Source organism: Nonomuraea lactucae (genome assembly GCF_003313395.1).
GTDB classification, from domain to species: Bacteria; Actinomycetota; Actinomycetes; order Streptosporangiales; family Streptosporangiaceae; genus Nonomuraea; species Nonomuraea lactucae.
This window is the reverse complement of sequence record NZ_QNFZ01000048.1, coordinates 62,278-82,026: the sequence shown is the minus strand read 5'-3', so window position 1 is coordinate 82,026 and position 19,749 is coordinate 62,278. Positions and strand designations below refer to the sequence as shown.

Genomic DNA, 19,749 nt, shown 5'->3' with positions numbered 1-19,749 from the left:
GTCGTGAAACTTGACACAAACCTACAGAAACCAGCGACCGAAGATCGCTACAGAAACCAGCGACCGAAGATCGCTAGTCGGTGGACGCGTACGCCGTCACCGCGACGTGCCGGGCGCTGCCGCCCACGACGACGTCCAGTTCCACGGTCCGCGGTCCGGTGGTCAGGATGGCGCCGTTGAACACCGCTGACCGGTCCCGGCACCCCACGAACCGCACGCTGTTCTCACCGTCGCCGAGCCGGTAGGTGTTGTCCTCCCTGAACCTCGCCCGATCGTAGGCGAGCGAGGTGCCCGCGGTGGCGGTGCGAATCGTCGCCTGGGCGCCCGCGGAGAGCCGCACCATCATCTTGAAGGTCCGCACCGGTGCGGACCTGTCGGGAACGGGGGAGACGCGGAACGCCAACAGGGAGACCGGCCCCGCCTGGACCGTTCGCGACTCCAGACCTGGATCGAAGTCATGGGCGTAGTGGCTGCCGCAGGTGCGTGTGACGCCCCCGCCTGGATCGGGCCGGTCGGACGCCGCTGGGACAGTCGGTGTCACCTGCGTGGCGGCCTGTCCGCCGGCCGGTGCGCAGGAGGTGGCGAGGAGGATGGCCGCCAGTGCGGTCCCGAGGGGTCTCATGGTTGTACTACCGGCCCAGCGTCGCACTGGTTCCAAGCCCGAGCGAGGCATAGGTCGATCAGCCGATGTCACCGGGCGGGCACATCGTGATACTGGACCACCCGTCGTCCCACAATGTGCCGCGATCGCCGCCAGGGGGTCCACTCAAGCCCACGCCGTTCAACGCCCGGCCGTAGAGCTGAACCGCGCCTGGCAGGCATCGGCGTGTCCGGCGGCCGGCGTTCTGGTCGGGAAGGACTCATGTGCGTAACTCAATCGAGGCGGCATTGATGGCCGTCGTGTCCGTGACGAGAAAGTCGGTGAAGAGACTCGCCGATCCAGGCGGTCGCGCGGTTGTCGCCGGGCTGCTGTTACTCGGTGTCGTCGTTCTCCCGGCCACGCCCGCCGCGGCTGCCGCCGACCCGCCGCGCGCGCTGCCGCAGAACGCCACCGCGGCGGACCTGAAGTGGCAGCCGACCCTCGACTACGACACCGACAGCTGCTACAACGTCCCGGCCATCGGACCTGACGGCCGGATCTCCGAGGGCCTGGACAACCAGAACACCACCAACACGGGCGACTGCCGCGACCAGTCTGACCTGGACAACACCAACGCCTACGCCCGCCAACGGTGCAACTCCGGCTGGTGCGTCTACCTCTACGACTACTACTTCGAAAAGGACGTCGCGGTCCAGCACGTGGACGGCCCCGGCGCCGGTGGCCACGTGCACGACTGGGAGCACATCGCGGTCTGGGTCCGCGACGACAAGGCCGAGTACGTCGCCACGTCGGCGCACGGCCACTATGAGATCAGAGGCGCCGACCAGGTCCGCTGGGACGGCACCCACCCCAAGATCGTGTACCACAAGGACGGCCCCTCCACCCACGCCTTCCGCTTCGCCACAGAAGGCGACGAACCGCCCGAGAACCACTCCGGCCAGTGGCGGCGCTCGACACTGGTCTCCTACAACGGCTTTCCGAGCGGACTTCGCGACAAGCTGTTCGGCCACGACTTCGGTAGCGCCACGATCGGGATCAAGGACGACACGTTCGCGAGCAACCTCGAAAGCGCCAACACCGCCATCACCCTTGAGTGCATGGTCACCGGCACCGGCGCCACGATCTGCAGCGAGAAGGAAAAGACCGTGATCGAGTTCGACTTCGACTACGGCCGCGACGAGGGCTCCCCCGGCGACCCGAACCCCCCGCCCGACCCGGACCCCGGACCTGGGCCCGAACCTGGACCCACCGGCGCGAATTTGAGGATCATGCCGTTGGGTGACTCCATCACCTACGGCGTGGGCAGCTCCACAGGGTCGGGCTACCGGGGCGACCTGTGGGACATGCTCAAGGCTCACACCGACAAGGTGGCCTTCGTCGGTTCGCAGGAGTCGGGAAGCCTGCCCGACGACGATCACGAGGGATACCCCGGGCGGCGCATCGACCAGGTGGCGGCCATCGCCGACTGCACGGTCCAAAGGGCGAACCCGAACATGGTGACCGTTCACCTGGGCACCAACGACATGAACCAGAATTACGACCTCGCCAATGCGCCGGAGCGGCTCGGCGACCTGATCGACCAGGTGCTCGCCGACGTGCCCGGAGCGACCGTGGTGGTCGCCTCCCTCATCCCGTCCGTCAAGGAGGGCATGCAGCCCAAGATCGACGCGTTCAACGAGGCCCTGCCCGGCGTCGTCGCCGAGCGGGAGAAGGAAGGCAAGCACGTCGTACTCGTCGACATGGGCGCGGTCACCACGTCTGAGCTGGCCGATACGTCTCACCCGAACGACACCGGCTACCGCGACATGGCCAGGGCCTTCCTGTCCGGAATCACCACCGCGCACAAGCGCGGCTGGATCAAGGACCCCGAGGGCCCCGAGGGGAACCCCAAGACCTGCGCCGAGGGCTTCCAGCAGGACCTCGGCCCGGGCTGGAGACCCATGGGGGTGATCGCGCCCGGAATGGGCGGTCCCGCCGGCCGGATCGACCTGGTGGAGCTCAACGGCGACCGCCGCGCCGACTACGTGAAGATCTTCCCAGACGGGTCGGTACGGGCCGCCCTGAACACGCGGCAGGCCGACGGCCGGATCCACTGGGTGGACCAGGGCATCATCGCCCCCGGTGTCGGCCAGCCAGGCGAATCCGTGCGCTTCGCCGACATGAACGGCGACGGCCTGGACGACTACCTGATCCTGGGCGCCAAGGGGTCGCTGTGGTCGTTCCTGAACAGGCCCGGCAGCGACGGGAAGATCCACTGGGAAGCCCAGTCCCGCATCTTCCCCTACTACCACAGTACAAAGAAGCCGGGCGACGAGACCGGGATCGAACTGGGGTGGGAGCGCGAGGACGTGCGCCTGGCCGATGTCAACGGTGACGGCCTGGACGACTACCTCGTCGTGGGACCGGCCGGCTCCATGGACGCGTACGTGCGCACCCCGAACACGACCAACTGGTCCAAGATCGACACCTTCGCTGCCGGGACCGAGGCCGGCCCCCGGGCCAGGATGCGGCTGGGCGACGTCAACGGCGACCGAAAGGTCGACTACCTGGTCGTCGGCAGCACCGGCGCGGTCCACGCCTACATCAACCACATGGCGGGGATGTCCGACGGCAACTGGACCGAGCACAGGTACTTCGCCAACGAGTCGTTCTACCCCGACACCACGGTGGCCTTCCGCGACGTCACCGGCGACTTCAAGGCCGACTACCTCGTGGTCCAGGGCGATCGGGTACAGGCCTGGGAGAACCGGGGCGGTAACAACATGCCCTCCTGATCCCGGCGTGCGATCCCGCGGGTCCGTCCTCTCCTCCGACTGAAGCGATGTATACACCTAGTGTATAGGCGGTGTGTATAGTGCCGACATGCCAGTTTCCTTGACTCTGCTGGGCCTGTTGGAGTCCGGCTCCCGCCACGGCTACGACCTGAAGCGCTCCTACGACGAGCAGTTCGGCCAGGGCCGGGCGCTGCACTATGGCCAGGTCTACGCGACCCTGGCCCGGCTGCTGAAGAACGGCTCGGTGGAGGTCGAATCCGAGCCGGGCGCCGGCCCGGACCGCAAGCGGTACGCGATCACCACGTCCGGAATCACCGATGTGGACCGCTGGCTGACCCGGCCGGAGAAGCCCGAGCCGTACCTGCAGAGCACCCTCTACACCAAGGTCGTCCTGGCGCTGCTGACCGGCCGGGACGCCGCCGACCTGCTGGACACCCAGCGCGGCGAGCACCTGCGGCTGATGCGCGAGCTGACCCGTCGCAAGAGCGACGGGGACCTTGCCGACCAGCTCATCTGCGACCACGCCCTGTTCCACCTGGAGGCCGACCTGCGCTGGCTGGAGCTGACCGCGGCCCGGCTGGACCAGCTCGGCGACCGGGTGCGGGGGAACACGTGATGAGCACCCCGAACGCGCCGCTGCTGATCGCGGAGAACCTGGTCAAGAGCTTCGGCGCCACCCCGGCACTGCACGGTGCCTCGCTGCAGGTCTACTCCGGGGAGGTGCTGGCGCTGATGGGGCCGTCCGGTTCCGGCAAGTCCACGCTGCTGCACTGCCTGGCCGGGATCGTCACCCCGGACGCCGGCCGGGTGAGCTACGCCGGCCAGGACGTGGTGGCCATGTCCGACGCGAAGCGCAGCGCGCTGCGGCGTACCGAGTTCGGTTTCGTGTTCCAGTTCGGGCAGTTGGTGCCGGAACTGACCTGCCTGGAGAACGTGGTGCTGCCACTGCGGCTGGCCGGGATGCGGCGGGGGAAGGCGACCCGGCGGGCGGCCGGCCTGCTGGAGCAGCTGGAGATCGCCGACGTGGCGGACAAGCGGCCCGGCCAGGTGTCCGGTGGGCAGGGCCAGCGGGTGGCGGTGGCCCGCGCGCTGGTCACCGGACCTCGGGTGATCTTCGCCGACGAGCCGACGGGAGCGCTGGACTCGCTCAACGGGGAGCGGGTGATGCGGCTGTTCATCACGGCGGCCCGGGAGACCGGCGCGGCGGTGGTGCTGGTCACCCATGAGGCTCGGGTCGCCGCGTACTCCGACCGGGAGGCCGTGGTCCGCGACGGCAGCGTACGCGAGCAGGCGAACGCCCGATGAGCGCGGGCGGCGCACCGGGGCGCGGTGCCTTCGCGATGTGGGTCGGCGAGCTGGCGTTGGGGATGCGGTTGAGCGTGGCCGGCGGCCGCTCGGGCTGGGCCCGGCTCGTGATGATCTCGCTCGGGGTGGGGCTCGGGGTGGCGATGCTGCTCGTCGCCGCGAGCGTTCCGACCGCGGTGGCGGGCCGCGACGCCCGGCTCGCCGCGCGTGAGGTTGTCTGGGGGCAGTCGATGCCCAGCGGTGGAGACACCTTGCTCATCGCCAGGGCGGACACGCAGTACCGAGGCCGGGAGATCTACGGGCGGCTGGTGCAGCCCGAGGGGGAGCGTGCCCCGCTACCGCCAGGGGTGACCCGGCGGCCGGCCCCCGGCGAGATGGTGGCATCGCCTGCCCTGGCCCGGCTGCTCGCCGGCGACGAGGGGGCGCTGCTGCGCGGCCGGTGGGGCGCGCGCGTGGTCGGCGCCATCGGCGAGGAAGGACTGGCCGGCCCCGGCGAGTACGCCTTCTACCTGGGCACCGACCGGCTCGACGAGAGCGCGGCCACCCGGGTGCGGTCGTTCGGCAGGCCGGACCTCGACGAGGGAGTGCCGCCGGTGCTGCTGCTGCTGGGAGTGGTCGCGATGGTCGTGCTGCTGCTGCCAGTAGCGATCTTCGTAGCCACAGCGGTGCGCTTCGGCGGCGAGGCCCGTGACCGCCGGCTCGCCGCGCTGCGGCTGGTCGGCGCGGACGCCGCGATGACCCGGCGGATCGCCGCCGGGGAGACCCTGGCCGGCGCCCTGCTCGGACTGGGCGTCGGCGGGCTGCTCTGCGTCGCCGTGCGCCTGCTGGCCGACCGGGTATCAGGCATGACCTTCTCCCCTGCCGACTTCCTGCCGGTGCCGGCCCTGGCGGTCCTGGTCGTCGCGCTGGTGCCGGTGGCGGCGGTGCTGGTCACGCTGTCCGCGCTGCGGCGGGTGGTGGTCGAGCCGCTCGGCGTGGTCCGGCTCAGCGGTGACCGCCGCCGGCGGCTGTGGTGGCGGCTGATCCTGCCCGTGGCCGGACTGGCCCTGCTGTACCCGCTGCATGACGGGCTCTCCGAGCAGGCGCAGGGCTTCGAGTTCCAGGTCATGGCGGGGGTGGCGGCCCTGCTGGCCGGCGTGGCCCTGTTGCTGCCCTGGGTGGTGGAGGCGGTGGTCCGCCGGTTGGGTGGCGGAGGCGTCGCCTGGCAGCTGGCGGTACGCCGGCTTCAGCTGGACAGCGGCAGCGCGGTGCGCGCGGTGTCCGGCATCGCCGTCTCGGTCGCCGGCGTGATCGCGTTGCAGGGGCTGTTCGTCGCCGTCCAGGCCCAGGTCACCGTGGAGAACCAGCGCGACACCGGCCAGTTCCAGGCCAAGGTGTTCAACACGTCCAGCATCGGCGGGTCCGGCGCGGACCGGGCGACCGAGTTGAGGCGCTGGAAGACCGCGTTGCGCAGAGCCCCGGGCGTCCGTGCCACCGAACCGGTGGCGTCGGTGGAGGCCGTCCCCACCGGGTCCGCCGCCGCACCGGACGCCCTCACCAACCTGCGGGTCGGGGACTGCGCCGCACTGCGGCAGGAGGCCCGGCTCGACGCCTGCACCGACGGCGATACGTTCGTCGTCGCCTCGCCGGCAGCGCCACCCCGCCCCGGCACCACCTACACCCTCGGCGAGGCCACCGAGAAGGCAGCCGGACCGCGGCCGCGGTGGACCCTGCCCGCCAAGGCCCGCACCGTCCAGCCGCACGCCGGCTCCTTCCAGCCGACCGACGCGACCATCCTGGTCACCCCAGCGGCGCTGCGCGGCACCCAACCCACCCCGTCCGGCGTCACGTACTACGTCGCGCTGGACCCCGCCGACCCCGACGCCCTCGACCGGCTCCGCAACGCCGCCGCCCGGGTGGACCCGGCCGCCCACGTCCAGCTGATCGAGCTGCGGACACTCGACGGCACCCTGCTGACCATCAGGCAGGCGCTCCTCGCCGGCGCCACGGCGCTGCTGCTGCTCATCGGCGCCAGCCTCCTGGTCAACGTCGCCGAGCAGCTCCGCGAGCGGCGCCGGCTGCTCGCCGTGCTCGTCGCCTTCGGCGTCCGCCGCAACACGCTGAGCGGATCAGTCCTCTGCCAGATCGCCATCCCTGTCATGCTCGGCCTCACCCTGGCCGTCCTGACCGGAACCGGCCTGTCGACGATCCTGCAGGCCGCGGCCAAGGCCCCGATCCGGTTCGACTGGCTCGGCATCAGCGCCACCACCGGCGCAGCCGCCCTGGTCGTCCTGCTGACCACCGCGGCCAGCCTGCCGCTGCTGTGGCGCCTGACCAAGCCGGGCGGGCTACGCAGTGAGTAGAACCGGAAACACCCGTACCCCGTCCGACCAGCCGTCCCGCACTCCCCGCACCAGCCAGAACCGGAGGTACGACTTGATACGGCGATACCGGATTGGCACGCTGCTCACCGCCCTGTCAACCGCTGCGGCGCTCGGAATCGCGCCGGGGCACGCGGACTCGCACGACGAGCCGCATCGCGCGACGAAGAGCGTCGACTGGAAGCCGTGTCCGGACACGGCGGAGGTGGAGTGCGGCAGCGTGACCGTGCCGATCGACTGGTCCGCACCGGACGGGCCAACGATCGACATCGCTCTCGCCCGGCGCAAGGCCACGGATCCGAGCGCACGCATCGGCAGCATCCTGATCAACCCCGGCGGCCCGGGTGCGTCGGGCGTGGCAGACGTGGAGTCGGACGCCGGCATGCGCGGCACCTTCTCCGCCGACGTGCGCCGCCGCTTCGACGTCGTCGGGTTCGACCCTCGGGGCGTGGGCCGCAGCCACCCGATCCGGTGTCAGCAGTCGACGTGGCAGCCCTCCGACGCGTTACCCACCACGGCCGAGCAGTTCCGCCGCCTCCGCGAGCTCAACCGGGCGTTCGGCGAGAGCTGCCGGAAGCTGAACGGGCCGCTGTTCGACTTCATGGACACCAAGAGCGTCGTCCGCGACATGGACGCGATCCGGGCCGCCCTCGGCGAGCCCAGGCTGACCTACTACGGCAACTCCTACGGCACCCTGATGGGCCAGCAGTACGCCCAGATGTTCCCGCACCGGGTCCGTGCGATGGTGCTCGACAGCAACATGGACCACAGCCAGGCCACGACGTGGAGTTTCCTGCGCAGTGAGGCCAAGGCTGTGCAGGACAGCTTCGACCAGTACGTGGCGTGGTGCGGGCGCTCGACCGACTGCGCGCTGCACGGCCGGGACGTCCGCCGCGTCTTCGCCCAGTTGTACGCCAAGGCCGAACGCGGGGAGCTGATTGATCCGCGTACGACCAAGAAGATCCACCTCCTCGAATTCCTCATCGACACCCAACACGCTTTCACCGGCCCGTACTGGAAGTCGTTGTCTGAGAACCAGGCGAAACTGCTGGCGGGCAAGCCGGAGCCAGAGGCCACCGCCCAGCGCGAGAGAGACGCTGAGGAGACGGTCGAGGGCGCATCCGAGGCCATCTTCTGCCAGGACTGGAGACTGCCGGTGCGCGACGTCGATGAGGTGCGGTCATACCGCCGAGGACTCGCCGAGGTGGCGCCGGACATGAAGCTGCCCGTGCAGGCCTGGACCGTGACCCTGGGGTGCGTCGGCTGGCCGGCCCAGGTGCGCAATCCACAGGAACCGCTGCGGTGGAAGGGCGTGCCGCCGGTGCTGATGCTCAACAGCCGGTACGACCCGTTCACACCGCACGAGTGGGCGCAGAACGCGGCGCGCCAGTCGGGTGCGGTGCTGCTGACCTACGACGGGTGGGGCCATGGGGTGCACTCGCTGGGCAGCAACTGCGTCTCCGCGGCGACCGAGCGGTATCTGATCAGCCTGCGGACGCCGGCGCGCGGTACGCACTGCCCGGCCGTCGAGCCACCGACCGGCGCTGATCACGGCCCTGACCGGCATGCAGGCCGAATCGCCACCCCGTGAGTGGCTGACGGCCGCGTGGGCGTGAGCCAGGCGGCCCTGTTTCGCACCTAGGGCATCCCCTCCCTGGCCTGTCCGGGTACAGCTGGCCGTACCTGAACGCTCCAGTACGCAGGATCGATCAAGGGGGCCCTCAACGGACATGCTCGGTGGAGTCGTCCGCTCCGGACGACTCCACCGAGCAACAGGAGCGTTTCCCCATGTCGCGTACCTCTTCCGAGTCGAAGTCCCCCCGGCGCGCGCGGGTTCTGGCTGCCGCGGCGGCGCTGACGGCGCTGGCCGTGGCAGGGACGCCGGCCGCGGCGGCCACCGGACCTGACCGCACCGCGAACCCCGTGCCGCAGAGACCGGACGATAGCCCGTCCGCCGGGCTGGCCGAGACGCCTGACGAGCTGAAGCGCGACCGCAGGCCCGACACCGTTCAGAAGAAACTGGACAGGCTGGTCAAGAAGGACAGGTTCCCGGCGGCACTGGCAGCGGTGCGGGACGCCAGGGGCCGGACCCGCCACTACACCGCCGGGGTCGCGGACCTGACGACCAGGGCGAAGGTCCCGGTCGACGGTCAGGTGCGGATCGCCAGTAACACCAAGATGTTCACCGCGGTGGCGGTGCTGCAACTCGCCGGTGAGGGCAAGGTCGGTCTGGACGAGCCGATCGAGACGTACCTGCCGAAGGTGGTCCGCGGCAAGGGTATCGACGGCCGCAAGATCACGGTACGGCAGTTGCTCCAGCACACCAGCGGCCTGCCGAACTACACCCGCTGGATGCCGACCGCCTTCAAGGCCCGCGCCGTCTACCGCTCGCCCCAGGACCTGCTGGACATGGCCTTCGCGCACAAGGCGTCGTTCGCGCCCGGCACGAGCTGGGAGTACAGCAACACCGGCTACGTGCTGGCCGGCCTGCTCATCGAGAAGATCGACCGTCGCCCGGTGGCCGAGGCGATCAACGAGCGGATCATCAAGCCGATCGGGCTGCGCCACACCTACTGGCCGGCCAAGGGCGACAAGACCATCCGCGGGCGTCACCCCCGGGGATACGGATCCGAGAAGCCCGGCGGCAAGCTGGTGGACGTCACGAACCTGGACCCGTCATGGGGGTGGGCGGCCGGCCAGCTCATCGCGACCCCCAGCGACCTCAACCGCTTCATGAGTGCGCTGATGGGCGGCGAGCTGCTCAAGCCGGAGCAGCTCGCGGCCATGAAGCACACGATGAAGGCCCCCGGTATGCCGACCGGCTGGGAGTACGGGCTCGGCCTGTCGAAGATGCCGCTGACGTGCGGCGGCGTCGCCTGGGGCCACGGCGGTGACATCGACGGCTACGAGACCCGCAACGGGGTGACCGAGCACGGCCGGGTCGCCACCGTCGCCGTCACCGCACTCCCCAGCACCGAGGACGCCATGCGGCACGTGATCGACGCGATGGACACCGCGCTGTGCACCAAGCGGGGGTAAAGGTCGGCGGAAGGGTCGATCGGGCCGTCCAGCCCTGGGGGTGGTTCCAGGCCGTGAGCCCGGTGCCGAGCAGGACGAGCCGTCCGCCACCCTACCAGCCGGGATCGCCGCGATGGACGGACCCGCTTCTCGTCGCGTGGTGCCCATGAGGATCTCCACCCGGCCTGCCCTCCCGGCCCCGCTGCGCATACGAGGTCGGCGGCGCGGGCCGGTTGACCCAGGTGGGCGGGACACTGTCGGGAGACGTCGAGGTGGCCCTCGCGGGGGCGCTCGCCGGCGTGCGGAGTGTCGAGACGCTTCCGACCAGCGGTTACGCCGAACGCGTCGGACCGGTCGGCGCCGGCCACTCATGCGCCTGGCGACTGATCCGTTCGGCTGGGGTTCTTACGATCACGATTCGGGTAGAGGGGCGGCCTTCGAAAGGAGAGGCGTGCCGCTCGAACCGCTCACTCATTCGGTCATGGACTTGACCATGGCGAGCTGGCGCAGACGAGGCCCGGGGCCGCCGGTGGTGTGCGTCCATGGCGCTGGGGTGTCCAGCCGGGAGATGCTGCCTCTCGTCGAGGTGCTGGGACGGACTCACGACACCTGGAGCCTCGACCTGCCCGGCTTTGGGCACAGCGACAGACCCGATGATCTTCCGACCGTGGCGGGGCTCGCGGACGCGGTGGCCGCCTGGCTGGATGCGGCTGGGCTGGCGCGGCCCTGCCTGCTGGGCGGGTCCTTCGGCTGCCAGGTGGCCGTCGATGTGGCGGCTCGCTTCGCGGGCCGGACAGGCGCGCTGGTGCTGGTCGGCCCGACCGTTGATCCGCACGCCAGATCCGCCGTCCGGCTGGTGGGCCAGTGGCTGCGCAACTCGGTGCGGGAAAGCCCGGGCATGACGCCGCTGAACGTCGCCGACTACCGGGACGCCGGGCTGCGGCGAGTGCTGGCCAGCTTTGGCGCTTCCCTGCGGGATCGGATCGAGGACAAGCTGCTGTACGTGGACGTGCCCGTCCTGGTGGTGCGCGGCGGCAAGGACCGGATGGTGAGCCAGGCGTGGGCCGAGCAGGTCACCAGGCTCCTGCCGCGTGGGCGACTCTCGGTCATGGACGGGCTGCCGCACATGGTGCCGTACCGCGATCCGCATGGTCTGGCCCGTGAGGTCGCCGCCTTCCTGCGGGAGGCCGGCTCGTGAGGCCCGGCAGGGCGGTGGCGTCGTTCGACTCGGCCACCGGCACGTTGCGGGCCCTGTCCCGATTCCTGCACGGCAGGGACGTTCCCCTGATCGGCCAGGGCCCGGCGGCGCTGGAGGGCGTGGCGTCGGCGGTGCTCGGCGGGGCGGCGAGGCTGCCGCGGGCGCTGCAGGAGAAGGCGTACGCCGTGAGCGGATGGGCCGAGGCCGTGCCGATGCGTCGCGTGCCCGAGCTCCGTTCCGGCGACCTGGCGCGCTGGGTGACCGGGCACTACCCGCGCCGCCCGTACCCGGTGGCCTTCATCGGGTCGTCCAACGGCGCCATGATCCACCTGGCGGCGGCCCTGTCCGCGCCGTGGCTGCCGCAGACGCTGCTGCTGCCGGTACGCCGCCACGGCGTGCGGCCCGACGACCCCGAGGGCGACCTGGCGCGGACGCGCACGGCGGGCCGGGCGCTGCTGGACGCGAACCCCGACCTGGTGCTGCACCACATGCACGACGCCAACCAGGACCGCCTGATGATTGCCGGTATGACGTACTTCCGGGTCAAATGGCGCCGTCTGGCAGCGGCCTACCGCGCGTTCCTGGAGTCGTCGCTGCCGCCCGGCGCGACGCTGGTCGTCGTGGACTGCGCGCTGCGCTGGCCCACCACGACGGTGGGCGAGCGCCACGTGTTCCAGCACGGCGCGCTCGGCGGCGCCACCAGGCAGGAGTACGAGCACGGCGGGCCGCGCGTGGCCGACTACCTCGCCCGCTATCGGGCCGGGCGGTCGCGCTGGGAATACCCGCCGGCGGACGGCGACAGCCCAGAAGCGGAGTGGGGGTTCGAGCCCGGGCTGCTCGCCGACCTGGAAGACCTCGCGGAACGCAACCGGTGGCGGCTGGTCCGCATGCGCTTCGGCGAGCCGGAGGACCTGAGCCCGGTGGTCGCCGACCTCTACAGGAGCTGGTACCGGCGGCGCGGGCTGCCCGGTGACCGGCTGCTCGTCGAGTCCTTCCTGCTGATGGAGCCCTGGTGGGCGCTGCGCAGCGGGTCCGTCCCGTACTGGATGGTGTTCAACACCGAGCAGTCGCTCGCGCACGCGCAGGCCTATCTCGACCGGGCGGAGTCGTTCGACGAGATCAGGATCGTCCTGTTCTCCCACGGGGTGGAGTCCATCGGGCTGGCCTCGGCCGAGGACTGGCGGAGGATGCTGGCGCGGGCCCGCAAGGTGGGCGTCTTCACCGGTGTCGACACCCGCGCGTACCCGCGTGACTTCGCCAGCCTGGCCCGCGCTCACCGTGAGCTGGCCCGGATCCACACGACCTATCCGATGCCGCTGCCTCTGGAGTGGTCCTTGACCGAGGAGTTCCTGGCGAAACGCGACGAACTGGAGTGGCACGGTTGACGCCGGCAGCTCCCGGCAGGAAACCGGCTGGCTGAGGGCTTTCTCCAGCTGCGCCTTGCTCATCTTCGAGCGGCCCTTGATGTTGCGGCGCTTGGCCTCGGCGTACAGTTGATCCCGCGTACGGCCACCCGCTCCGGAGTGCGAGCGCAGCCCTCCGCGCCGGCTCGAAGAGATGTCCTGGGTCGAGGTCCGGCTGGCGGTCCTCGACTCACCGGCCCTGGCGCGTTCCTTGTTCACCGTCCGGGCCGCGATCTCCTTGGCTCGGCTGTCACTTTCCCCCCGCCGCTTGGCGCTGTCCTTGATGTGTTCGTACTGCCGTATGCAGAGCCTTGAGGCGCGTTGGTGCATGTCGACCGGCGTGCTGCGCCGGACGGACGAGCGTCGCGCCTCCCGCCCTTGCGGGCGAGGAGGCGCGATCGCAAGGATTACAGGCCTGGGTCCGGAGACGGCGGATAGCCAGTGCCAGACCGCGGCGGCGTGCCGGTGCCCGGTGGCCGCGCATCGGACCGACGCGGTGCGTCGCCGGCGTGCTGGGGCGGCACGCTGCCACGCCAGGCGCCGGTCTCGTGGCCGCGAGACTCGATGTAGTCCTTGAAGCGGCGCAGATCGCCCTGGACGCGCAGGCGGACGAGTTGAAGCCAGTCGCCGGCGGTTTCTACGAAGCCCTCGGGGTCGTACTCCATCTGGAGGGTGACGCGGGTGGTGGCGTCGTCGAGGCGATGGAAGGTCACGACGCCGGCCTGGTGGGGCTTGTCGAGCGTGCGCCAGGCGACGCGCTCGTCAGGGTGCTGCTCGGTGATCTCGGTCTCGAACTCGCGCTTCACCCCGGCGATCTCAGCCAGCCAGGTGGCGCGGGTATCGGTGTGCTGCTTGACCGACTCCACCCCTTCCATGAATTCGGGGAACGTCTCGAACTGCGTCCACTGGTCGTAGGCGACGCGGATCGGGACCTTGACGTCTACGGAGTACTCGATCCTGCTCATGGGGCTGCTCCCTGCCCGTCCTGAATCGCGGCTAACGTCCATGGGGCCGATGGGCATGGGGATATGCCGCTTAAGCTGTGCGATTGCGAAATTCGGCTTATGCGGGTCGCGGCCGCCTGCTGCGAGGAGAGTGAGGCGTAGCCTCGGCACTCCTCGCCGCGAAGTCTCTCCCCGCGGGTCGTTTACCGCGAACTCGTCGGGTAGCCGACCCTCGGCTCTCCGGCTCGAAAGGAACGCAGCCTGGAGGAGGACATCGTCATCGGCCTGATCTTGCTCGTCCTGGGCGGGAGGACTCAGCAATGGCACACATCGGATACTTTCTGAGCAGCGAGGAGCACGGGCCCAAGGAACTCGTCCGGCAGTCGAAGTGATCTCCGATCACTACCATCCCTGGCTGGACCAACAGGGGCAGAGCCCCTTCGTCATCCATCCGGCCGTCATCGCCCAAGCTGCCGCGACCAGCGCCGTACTGACGGGAGGACGCTTCCAGCTCGGCGTCGGCACAGGCGAGGCGCTGAACGAGCACATCACCGACTCCCGCTGGCCGCCGGCCGCCGAACGACTGGAGATGCTGGAGCAAGCGATCGAGGTGATGCGTCGGCTGTGGAGCGGCGATCTGACCACCCACCGCGGAACGCACTACTCCGTCGACAGCGCGCGCCTCTACACGCTCCCCGACAACCCACCGCCGGTATACATCTCTGGCCTCGGCGAGAAGTCAGTGGAGCTGGCGGGGCGGATCGGCGACGGCTACATCTGCACAGGGCCGAACGCAGACCTGGTCAAGCTGTTCCGCGAGTCCGGCGGGGCGGGCAAACCCGCGCAGGGCGGGCTGAAGGTCTGCTATGCCGAGGACAAGGCTGACGCCCGCAAGAAGGTGCACCGGCTGTGGCCGACCCAGGGCATCAAGGGCGAAGCCTCCCAGCTGCTGCCGCTGCCGAGGCATTTCGCGCAACTGGCGGAGATGGTCAGCGAGGAGGACGCCACCACGTCAACACCGTGTGGCCCCGAGCCCGAGGTGCATGTCAAGGCGATCCAGGAGTACGTGGACGCCGGGTTCGACGAGGTCTACATCAGCCAGATCGGCACCGAGCAGGACGCCTTCTTCGAGTTCTACGCCCGCGAGGTCCTGCCCCGGCTGCGGTAGTCGTACGAGTGACGTGCCGGGCTCGACACCCGTCTCCTATGGGCCCCACGTTCTCCGCATGTGACCGGCTTCCCCGGGTAGGAGGGGCCGCCGGATCCCAACCTAGGGAGGGTGATATGCCACTGAACGTCATTGACCTGATCACCGCCGATCACCGCGACGTGGAGGCGATCTTCGACAAGCTGTACAAGCAGCCGGAGAACCGCCCCGCATTGTTGGCCGAGCTCGCCGCGAAGTTCACCGCGCATGCCCGTGCCGAAGAGAGCGAGGTCTACTCCGAGCTGGCCAAGGCGGCGCCCAGCGAGCGACGCGAAGTCCACCACGGCACCGAAGAACACCACGAAGCCGAGGAGAAGCTCCTCGAACTGCTCGACACGGATCCCACCGGACCGGCCTTCGAGCCGATCCTCAAGGATCTGGTCAAGGCGGTCACGCACCATGTGGAGGAAGAGGAGAGCGAGATCCTCCCTGCCCTGGCCAAGGCCCTGCCCGCCAAGCGGTTGGCCGAGCTGGCCCATGCCTTCAGCGCTGCCAAGGCCGCCCTGCTCAACGCCCCTCCACGGCCCGTTACGCGTACCAAGCGGGAACTGCTGGAACAGGCCAAGGCGAAAGGCATCGACGGATATTCCGCCATGACCAAGGGCGAACTCGCCGCCGCTCTGAAGCACTGATCGCCTCCGAGCCCTGACTGTTCGACCGTCGAGCCGATCGCCTCAGCCACCGAGGCGGCCTTTGACCGTAATTCCGGTCGTTCCATGGTGCGGTTTGCTAGGAACGGCCTCGGCCGGTGAGGGCATCGCGGATGCGGTCCACCAGCCCGGCCCCTGGCGCCAGGAGCTTGTTGGCCGGCGGGGTGTCGGGCGCCGACGGGTGCGGCCGGGTTGGGGCGAGCTTCTTGGCCCGCTGCACCTTCGTCCCCAGTTCCCTGAGTTGCTCGGGCGGGCAGGCTTCCCGCAGCTGCGGGAACAGGTCGTTCTCCTCTTCCCGGATGTGGTCACGGATCTGGCCCATCAGGAGCTCCGTGGTAGGCCAGAAGTCGGCGTCGCCCGGCTCCAGCCGCTCCAGGCGCTTCATGGTCTGCTCGGCGTCGGCGTGCTCGGAGATCTCCTGATCGGCCAGCTTGTCACCGCCCCGAACGTGTTCGCGGACGGCCGGATAGAGGTATTCCTCCTCGGCGACCGAGTGTCGCACCAGCTCGATGACCACCTGCTCGGCCAGCGTCTTGGCCTGCTCGCTCGTCTGCCCGCTCATCTGTTCGAGCTCGGAGAACATCTCCTCGACCTCGTGATGATCGGTGATCAGGACCGCGATCACATCCTGCTGTGCTTCCACGGCAGCCTCCCTCGGGTCGTCTTGCTGCTCTGGGCCTCGTCGGCGCGGCGCGGGTCGGCGGCGTCGACGAGCCTCTTCGTCCCGTTCCCGCAGCTGGCGGCCGAAACATGGACGGTGTCATCTGGCCCGGCTGGGGGTCGCTCGCTGTAGGCGACGCGGGCCGTAGCCTGGCGGCCTGCCGTTTACTGGGGTCGGGCGGGGTAGCCGGCAAGGTATGACTGTCACGAGGTTTCAGGATCTGCCGCTCGCTGACCGTGACCGCGCCTGGGACGGCGACGCCGCCGACAAGCGGGTTCGCGACTGGGCCGATGCCGAGGACGAGCCGGACGCCGCCTACCGCGACGCCCACATCTGGTACGACGGCGACAAGCCCGAGAACTTCACCAGTTACAAGCTGCTGATCGCCGACGTCATCGACGGCCGGCTCCAGGCCGTGCCACGGGCCATCATGGCCGCCGGCAACATCATGCAGGGTGCTCGTGGCGGCATCGACCTCCCCACACAGGAGGTCGGCAGGGTCAAGGCCCACCTCGCCCGCTACTACGAGAAGATGGGCGACAGCCCGCCATGGAAGCGCTGACCGAGGGTCGGCGGAGTTCGACCGGGTGGCGGCATATCAGCTGGTGCGCATTGCTCGACCAGTGATGAGGCGCTACCCGGTTGACACGACGAGCGCCTGTGGTGCGGCCTGTTTCATACGGGTGCGCAACCACAGCAGCTGGGTGGAGGTCTCGGCCTCACACAGCCCGACCACCTGCGCCAGCCGTTGGTCGCGTGTCCCTTGCGCGGCCTGCCCGACCAGGGTCCACGCGATGTCGCACTCGGCCGCCATCAGATACAGGTCGTGCAGGTCACGCAGGAGGCCGAGCCCGCCCTCCCGGGTGCCGGCGAAGAGCACGGCGTGCAGCCTGTGCGGTTCGTCGGGCGCGTCCTCGGCGTAGCTTTCAACGAACGGCGCCAGCCGGCGCACATGATCCTCGCACTGCTCGGCCAGGCGGTGGCAGATGCGGATCACATCTGCCTCGTCCTTGTGACCATCCGCCACGTCGCGGAAGGCGTCGGCCAGCTCCTGCTCCGAGCGGTGCAGAAGTCCGAGGTAGTGGGCGAGGAACATGCTCAACCCGCCATCCTGGTCAACCGGACCGCGGTGACCTTGTAGAGCGGTTGCTTGGACACCGGGTCCCAGCCCGTGGCCGTGACCTCGTTCGCGGCACGCGGGGGCGCGCCCTCGGCGAGGTCCCAATAGCCGTAGTGGAACGGGACGAACACCACGCCGCGCCGGACGGGGCACAGCCGCGCGCGAGCCTGCAGGGCACCGCGTGGCGACTCGACCAGGATCAGATCGCCCTCGGAGATGCCGAGCGTATCGGCGTCGCGCGGGTTGATCTCCACCCAGGAGTCGGGCGCGGCGCCGTCGAGCTGCGGCGCTCGGCCGGTCTTGGTGCGCGTGTGGAAGTGGTGGATCGTCCGCCCGGTGGTCAGGAGCATCGGGTACGCGTCCGTCGGCGCTTCCGTGCCGCCAGGGGCTGACGGCGTGCAGGGCCACTGGATGCCGCTGCCACCGCGCAGGCGGTCGTAGGTGATGCCGGTGTAGTCGCAGGGGCGCCCGGCCGAGCACGCTTTCCACGCCTCGAACGCCGACTCCGGATCCTGCCATGTGATGAGCGGCTTGCCGTCGCGGTCGCGGAAGTCCATCCGCCGCGCGTAGTCCAGGAAGATGTCCAGATCCGAGCGGGCCTGTCCGGGCGGCGGCACGGCCTTTTCCGACAGGTGGACGGTACGGTCGGCATTGGTGAACGTGCCCAGCTTCTCGGCCCAGGTCGCAGCAGGCAGCACCACGTCCGCCAGCTCGGCCGTCTCGGTGAGATAGAGGTCCTGTACCACCACGAACAGCCCCTCGCGCGACAGAATGCGGCGGATCCGCGCCAGGTCGGGCAGCGACACCGCCGGGTTGGTGGCCGAGATCCACAGCAGCTGGATCGAGCCCTGCTCGGCGTAGCGGAAGATCTGCATGGCGTGCGTGGGCGGCGCCCAGTGGGGGATGACGGACGGCTCGACGTTCCACAGCTCGGCGAGCTCGCGGATATGGACGGGGTTGTTCCAGTTGCGCAGGCCCGGCAGGTCGCCGTCAGCGCCGGTCTCGCGCGTGTTCTGCGCTGTCGGCTGGCCGTTCATCTGCAGCACACCCGCCCCCGGCCGGCCCAGCATGCCACGCAGCAGGTGGAGGTTGTTGACCTGGCAGGGGGAGGCGGTGGCTTGATGGGACTGGTAGAAACCCTGCAACACGGTGGACAGCAGCCCCTGGCAACCGCCGAGGATCTCCGCGGCCTGCTCGATTCTGGCGACCGGCACGTCACAGATCCGTGCGGCGCGCTCTGGAGGGCAACCGGAGACGACCCGGCACAGCTCCTCGAACCCGACGGTGTGCTCGGCCACGTACTGAGGGTCGTGCCAGCCGCGCTCGACGATTCGGTGGATCAGCGCGCTCATCAGCGCCAGGTTGGTGCCCGGGCGGACGGCCAGGTGCACGTCCGCCTCGCGGGCGACCGGCGTGACGCGCGGATCGACGGCGATCATGGCGGGCGGACGCGGGCCCCGGCGGCGATCCAGCATCCGCTCCCAAAGGACCACCTGGGTCTCGGCCACGTTGTGCCCCCACAGCGCGAGCGCGTCGCAGTGATCGACATCGGTGTACGAACCCGGCTGCCCGTCGGTGCCGAAGCTGGCCTTGAGCGCCGAGGCCGCCGTCGCCGTGCACAGGCGGGTGTTGCCGTCCATGTGCGGAGTGCCGATGCCCGCCTTTCCGATCACCGCCAGCGTGTAGTACTCCTCCAGGAACAGCTGGCCACTGGTGTGAAAACCGAGACGCCTCCACCCTCCCGGCCTGTCGAGCAGTTCTCGCGAGCGGGCCACGATACGGTCCATCGCGGTGTCCCAGTCCGTCTCCACCAGCCTTCCCCGCTCGCGGACCAGCGGGTGGGTGAGGCGGTCGGGGCTGTTGTTGGCCTGCCAGCCGTACAGATCCTTCAGATCGAGCCGACCGCGGTTGACCCGGTCGACGGCGCGCCCCGCACCCCCACGACCCGCCCGCCCCGGACAGCGATGTCCATCGCGTCACCGTTGGAATGCAGGATCGACGCGGACTGCGCCCACGACTCGACGTCCCCCTCAGCCAGGTCACCTTCGAGATAGCTGTCCACGCGGACCGGCCACTCTTCTCCGGGCCCGTAGGGCGTACGGGATCCCCAGGGATGGGCAATACGGTCAGACGTGTCCAAAGTCCCTTTCCCGCCCTTCCGTGCTCGCGTACACGTTAGAGAGCAAGCTCAGTCGGTGGGCTCGGCATCGGGGCGCACATCCTCACCGTTCTCGGTTGCCTCGCGTCGTTCCTGCTCGACCTTGTGTTCGGGATCGAGGGGCGCCTCAACGGGCTCCGCCGGTATCGGGCGTCGCGTCTCGCGGACCTCGACTCCGGCCCGTGCGGCGATGGTGTCGCTCTCCCCGTCGACACGGCCGACCGCGGCCGGCAGGTCCGCTGGCACCTCGTCCTGTCCGTTCATGCCCCGCATCTGCCCGGACCTTGAAGTCCAAACCACCGACTCCGTTCGCTTACCCGCCGAGGGCTGGCGTTCCTGCTCGGGAACTT

At 69.9% G+C, this 19,749-nt stretch carries 17 protein-coding genes and 1 pseudogene; 11 read left to right on the top strand and 7 right to left on the bottom strand.

What is annotated here, in order from left to right; genetic code table 11:
• Window positions 1-73 precede the first annotated feature (73 nt).
• Window positions 74-622, bottom strand: a complete 549-nt coding sequence (locus tag DQW85_RS44100; protein WP_162794696.1) for a hypothetical protein — start codon at window positions 620-622, stop codon at window positions 74-76.
• Window positions 623-864: 242 nt separating this feature from the next.
• Between DQW85_RS44100 and DQW85_RS03585 the strand changes: the two genes are divergently transcribed.
• From DQW85_RS03585 to DQW85_RS03550, 8 genes are all read left to right on the top strand, one after another.
• Complete coding sequence (locus tag DQW85_RS03585; protein WP_162794695.1) at window positions 865-3,375, top strand: NPP1 family protein; 2,511 nt, start codon at window positions 865-867, stop codon at window positions 3,373-3,375.
• A gap of 88 nt (window positions 3,376-3,463) precedes the next feature.
• A complete protein-coding gene (locus tag DQW85_RS03580; protein WP_113698980.1) occupies window positions 3,464-3,991 on the top strand; it encodes a PadR family transcriptional regulator in 528 nt (175 codons plus the stop codon).
• A complete protein-coding gene (locus DQW85_RS03575; protein WP_113698979.1) occupies window positions 3,991-4,680 on the top strand; it encodes an ABC transporter ATP-binding protein in 690 nt (229 codons plus the stop codon). The genes DQW85_RS03580 and DQW85_RS03575 overlap by 1 nt, the downstream gene beginning before the upstream one ends.
• Window positions 4,677-7,022: an ABC transporter permease gene (locus tag DQW85_RS03570; RefSeq protein ID WP_162794694.1), complete on the top strand. Its 2,346-nt coding sequence runs from the start codon at window positions 4,677-4,679 to the stop codon at window positions 7,020-7,022. The genes DQW85_RS03575 and DQW85_RS03570 overlap by 4 nt, the downstream gene beginning before the upstream one ends.
• Window positions 7,015-8,631 (top strand): alpha/beta hydrolase, encoded by a 1,617-nt coding sequence (locus DQW85_RS03565; protein ID WP_113698977.1) that lies wholly within the window; start codon window positions 7,015-7,017, stop codon window positions 8,629-8,631. The genes DQW85_RS03570 and DQW85_RS03565 overlap by 8 nt, the downstream gene beginning before the upstream one ends.
• Before the next feature lie 197 nt (window positions 8,632-8,828).
• Complete coding sequence (locus DQW85_RS03560; protein WP_113698991.1) at window positions 8,829-10,079, top strand: serine hydrolase domain-containing protein; 1,251 nt, start codon at window positions 8,829-8,831, stop codon at window positions 10,077-10,079.
• A gap of 460 nt (window positions 10,080-10,539) precedes the next feature.
• Entirely contained in the window at window positions 10,540-11,256 is a 717-nt protein-coding gene (locus tag DQW85_RS44095) for an alpha/beta fold hydrolase (protein ID WP_420819143.1), read from the top strand.
• Window positions 11,253-12,641, top strand: coding sequence for a hypothetical protein (locus DQW85_RS03550; protein WP_113698975.1), 1,389 nt, complete (start codon window positions 11,253-11,255; stop codon window positions 12,639-12,641). The genes DQW85_RS44095 and DQW85_RS03550 overlap by 4 nt, the downstream gene beginning before the upstream one ends.
• Before the next feature lie 425 nt (window positions 12,642-13,066).
• Here the strand turns inward: DQW85_RS03550 and DQW85_RS03540 are convergent, their stop codons facing one another.
• Window positions 13,067-13,624, bottom strand: coding sequence for an SRPBCC family protein (locus tag DQW85_RS03540; RefSeq protein WP_113698974.1), 558 nt, complete (start codon window positions 13,622-13,624; stop codon window positions 13,067-13,069).
• A gap of 299 nt (window positions 13,625-13,923) precedes the next feature.
• Between DQW85_RS03540 and DQW85_RS03535 the strand changes: the two are divergent.
• A pseudogene (locus DQW85_RS03535) lies at window positions 13,924-14,771 on the top strand (TIGR03557 family F420-dependent LLM class oxidoreductase).
• Window positions 14,772-14,887: 116 nt separating this feature from the next.
• A complete protein-coding gene (locus DQW85_RS03530; RefSeq protein WP_162794692.1) occupies window positions 14,888-15,442 on the top strand; it encodes a hemerythrin domain-containing protein in 555 nt (184 codons plus the stop codon).
• A gap of 97 nt (window positions 15,443-15,539) precedes the next feature.
• Here the strand turns inward: DQW85_RS03530 and DQW85_RS03525 are convergent, their stop codons facing one another.
• A complete protein-coding gene (locus tag DQW85_RS03525; RefSeq protein WP_113698972.1) occupies window positions 15,540-16,103 on the bottom strand; it encodes a hemerythrin domain-containing protein in 564 nt (187 codons plus the stop codon).
• Between the two features lie 214 nt (window positions 16,104-16,317).
• Between DQW85_RS03525 and DQW85_RS03520 the strand changes: the two genes are divergently transcribed.
• On the top strand, window positions 16,318-16,683 hold the full coding sequence (locus tag DQW85_RS03520; RefSeq protein WP_113698971.1) for a hypothetical protein: 366 nt from the start codon (window positions 16,318-16,320) through the stop codon (window positions 16,681-16,683).
• A 72-nt stretch (window positions 16,684-16,755) separates the two neighbouring features.
• Here the strand turns inward: DQW85_RS03520 and DQW85_RS03515 are convergent, their stop codons facing one another.
• The 4 genes from DQW85_RS03515 to DQW85_RS03505 form a co-directional block, all read right to left on the bottom strand.
• Window positions 16,756-17,223 (bottom strand): hypothetical protein, encoded by a 468-nt coding sequence (locus DQW85_RS03515; RefSeq protein ID WP_205314855.1) that lies wholly within the window; start codon window positions 17,221-17,223, stop codon window positions 16,756-16,758.
• A complete protein-coding gene (locus tag DQW85_RS03510) occupies window positions 17,220-19,052 on the bottom strand; it encodes a molybdopterin oxidoreductase family protein (RefSeq protein ID WP_338043352.1) in 1,833 nt (610 codons plus the stop codon). Before DQW85_RS03510 ends, DQW85_RS03515 begins: the two co-directional genes overlap by 4 nt.
• Window positions 19,053-19,129: 77 nt before the next feature.
• On the bottom strand, window positions 19,130-19,303 hold the full coding sequence (locus tag DQW85_RS47880) for a hypothetical protein (protein WP_338043351.1): 174 nt from the start codon (window positions 19,301-19,303) through the stop codon (window positions 19,130-19,132).
• A 126-nt stretch (window positions 19,304-19,429) separates the two neighbouring features.
• A complete protein-coding gene (locus DQW85_RS03505; RefSeq protein ID WP_162794691.1) occupies window positions 19,430-19,663 on the bottom strand; it encodes a hypothetical protein in 234 nt (77 codons plus the stop codon).
• Window positions 19,664-19,749: the final 86 nt, after the last annotated feature.

Bases quoted from the DNA above. Each gene is read 5' to 3' on its own strand.
- DQW85_RS03570 (WP_162794694.1), top strand. From the start codon at position 4,677: ATGAGCGCGGGCGGCGCACCGGGGCGCGGTGCCTTCGCGATGTGGGTC.
- DQW85_RS03520 (WP_113698971.1), top strand. From the start codon at position 16,318: ATGACTGTCACGAGGTTTCAGGATCTGCCGCTCGCTGACCGTGACCGC.
- DQW85_RS03560 (WP_113698991.1), top strand. From the start codon at position 8,829: ATGTCGCGTACCTCTTCCGAGTCGAAGTCCCCCCGGCGCGCGCGGGTT.
- DQW85_RS03580 (WP_113698980.1), top strand. From the start codon at position 3,464: ATGCCAGTTTCCTTGACTCTGCTGGGCCTGTTGGAGTCCGGCTCCCGC.
- DQW85_RS44095 (WP_420819143.1), top strand. From the start codon at position 10,540: ATGGACTTGACCATGGCGAGCTGGCGCAGACGAGGCCCGGGGCCGCCG.
- DQW85_RS03575 (WP_113698979.1), top strand. From the start codon at position 3,991: ATGAGCACCCCGAACGCGCCGCTGCTGATCGCGGAGAACCTGGTCAAG.
- DQW85_RS03540 (WP_113698974.1), bottom strand. From the start codon at position 13,624: ATGAGCAGGATCGAGTACTCCGTAGACGTCAAGGTCCCGATCCGCGTC.
- DQW85_RS44100 (WP_162794696.1), bottom strand. From the start codon at position 622: ATGAGACCCCTCGGGACCGCACTGGCGGCCATCCTCCTCGCCACCTCC.
- DQW85_RS03530 (WP_162794692.1), top strand. From the start codon at position 14,888: ATGCCACTGAACGTCATTGACCTGATCACCGCCGATCACCGCGACGTG.
- DQW85_RS03505 (WP_162794691.1), bottom strand. From the start codon at position 19,663: ATGAACGGACAGGACGAGGTGCCAGCGGACCTGCCGGCCGCGGTCGGC.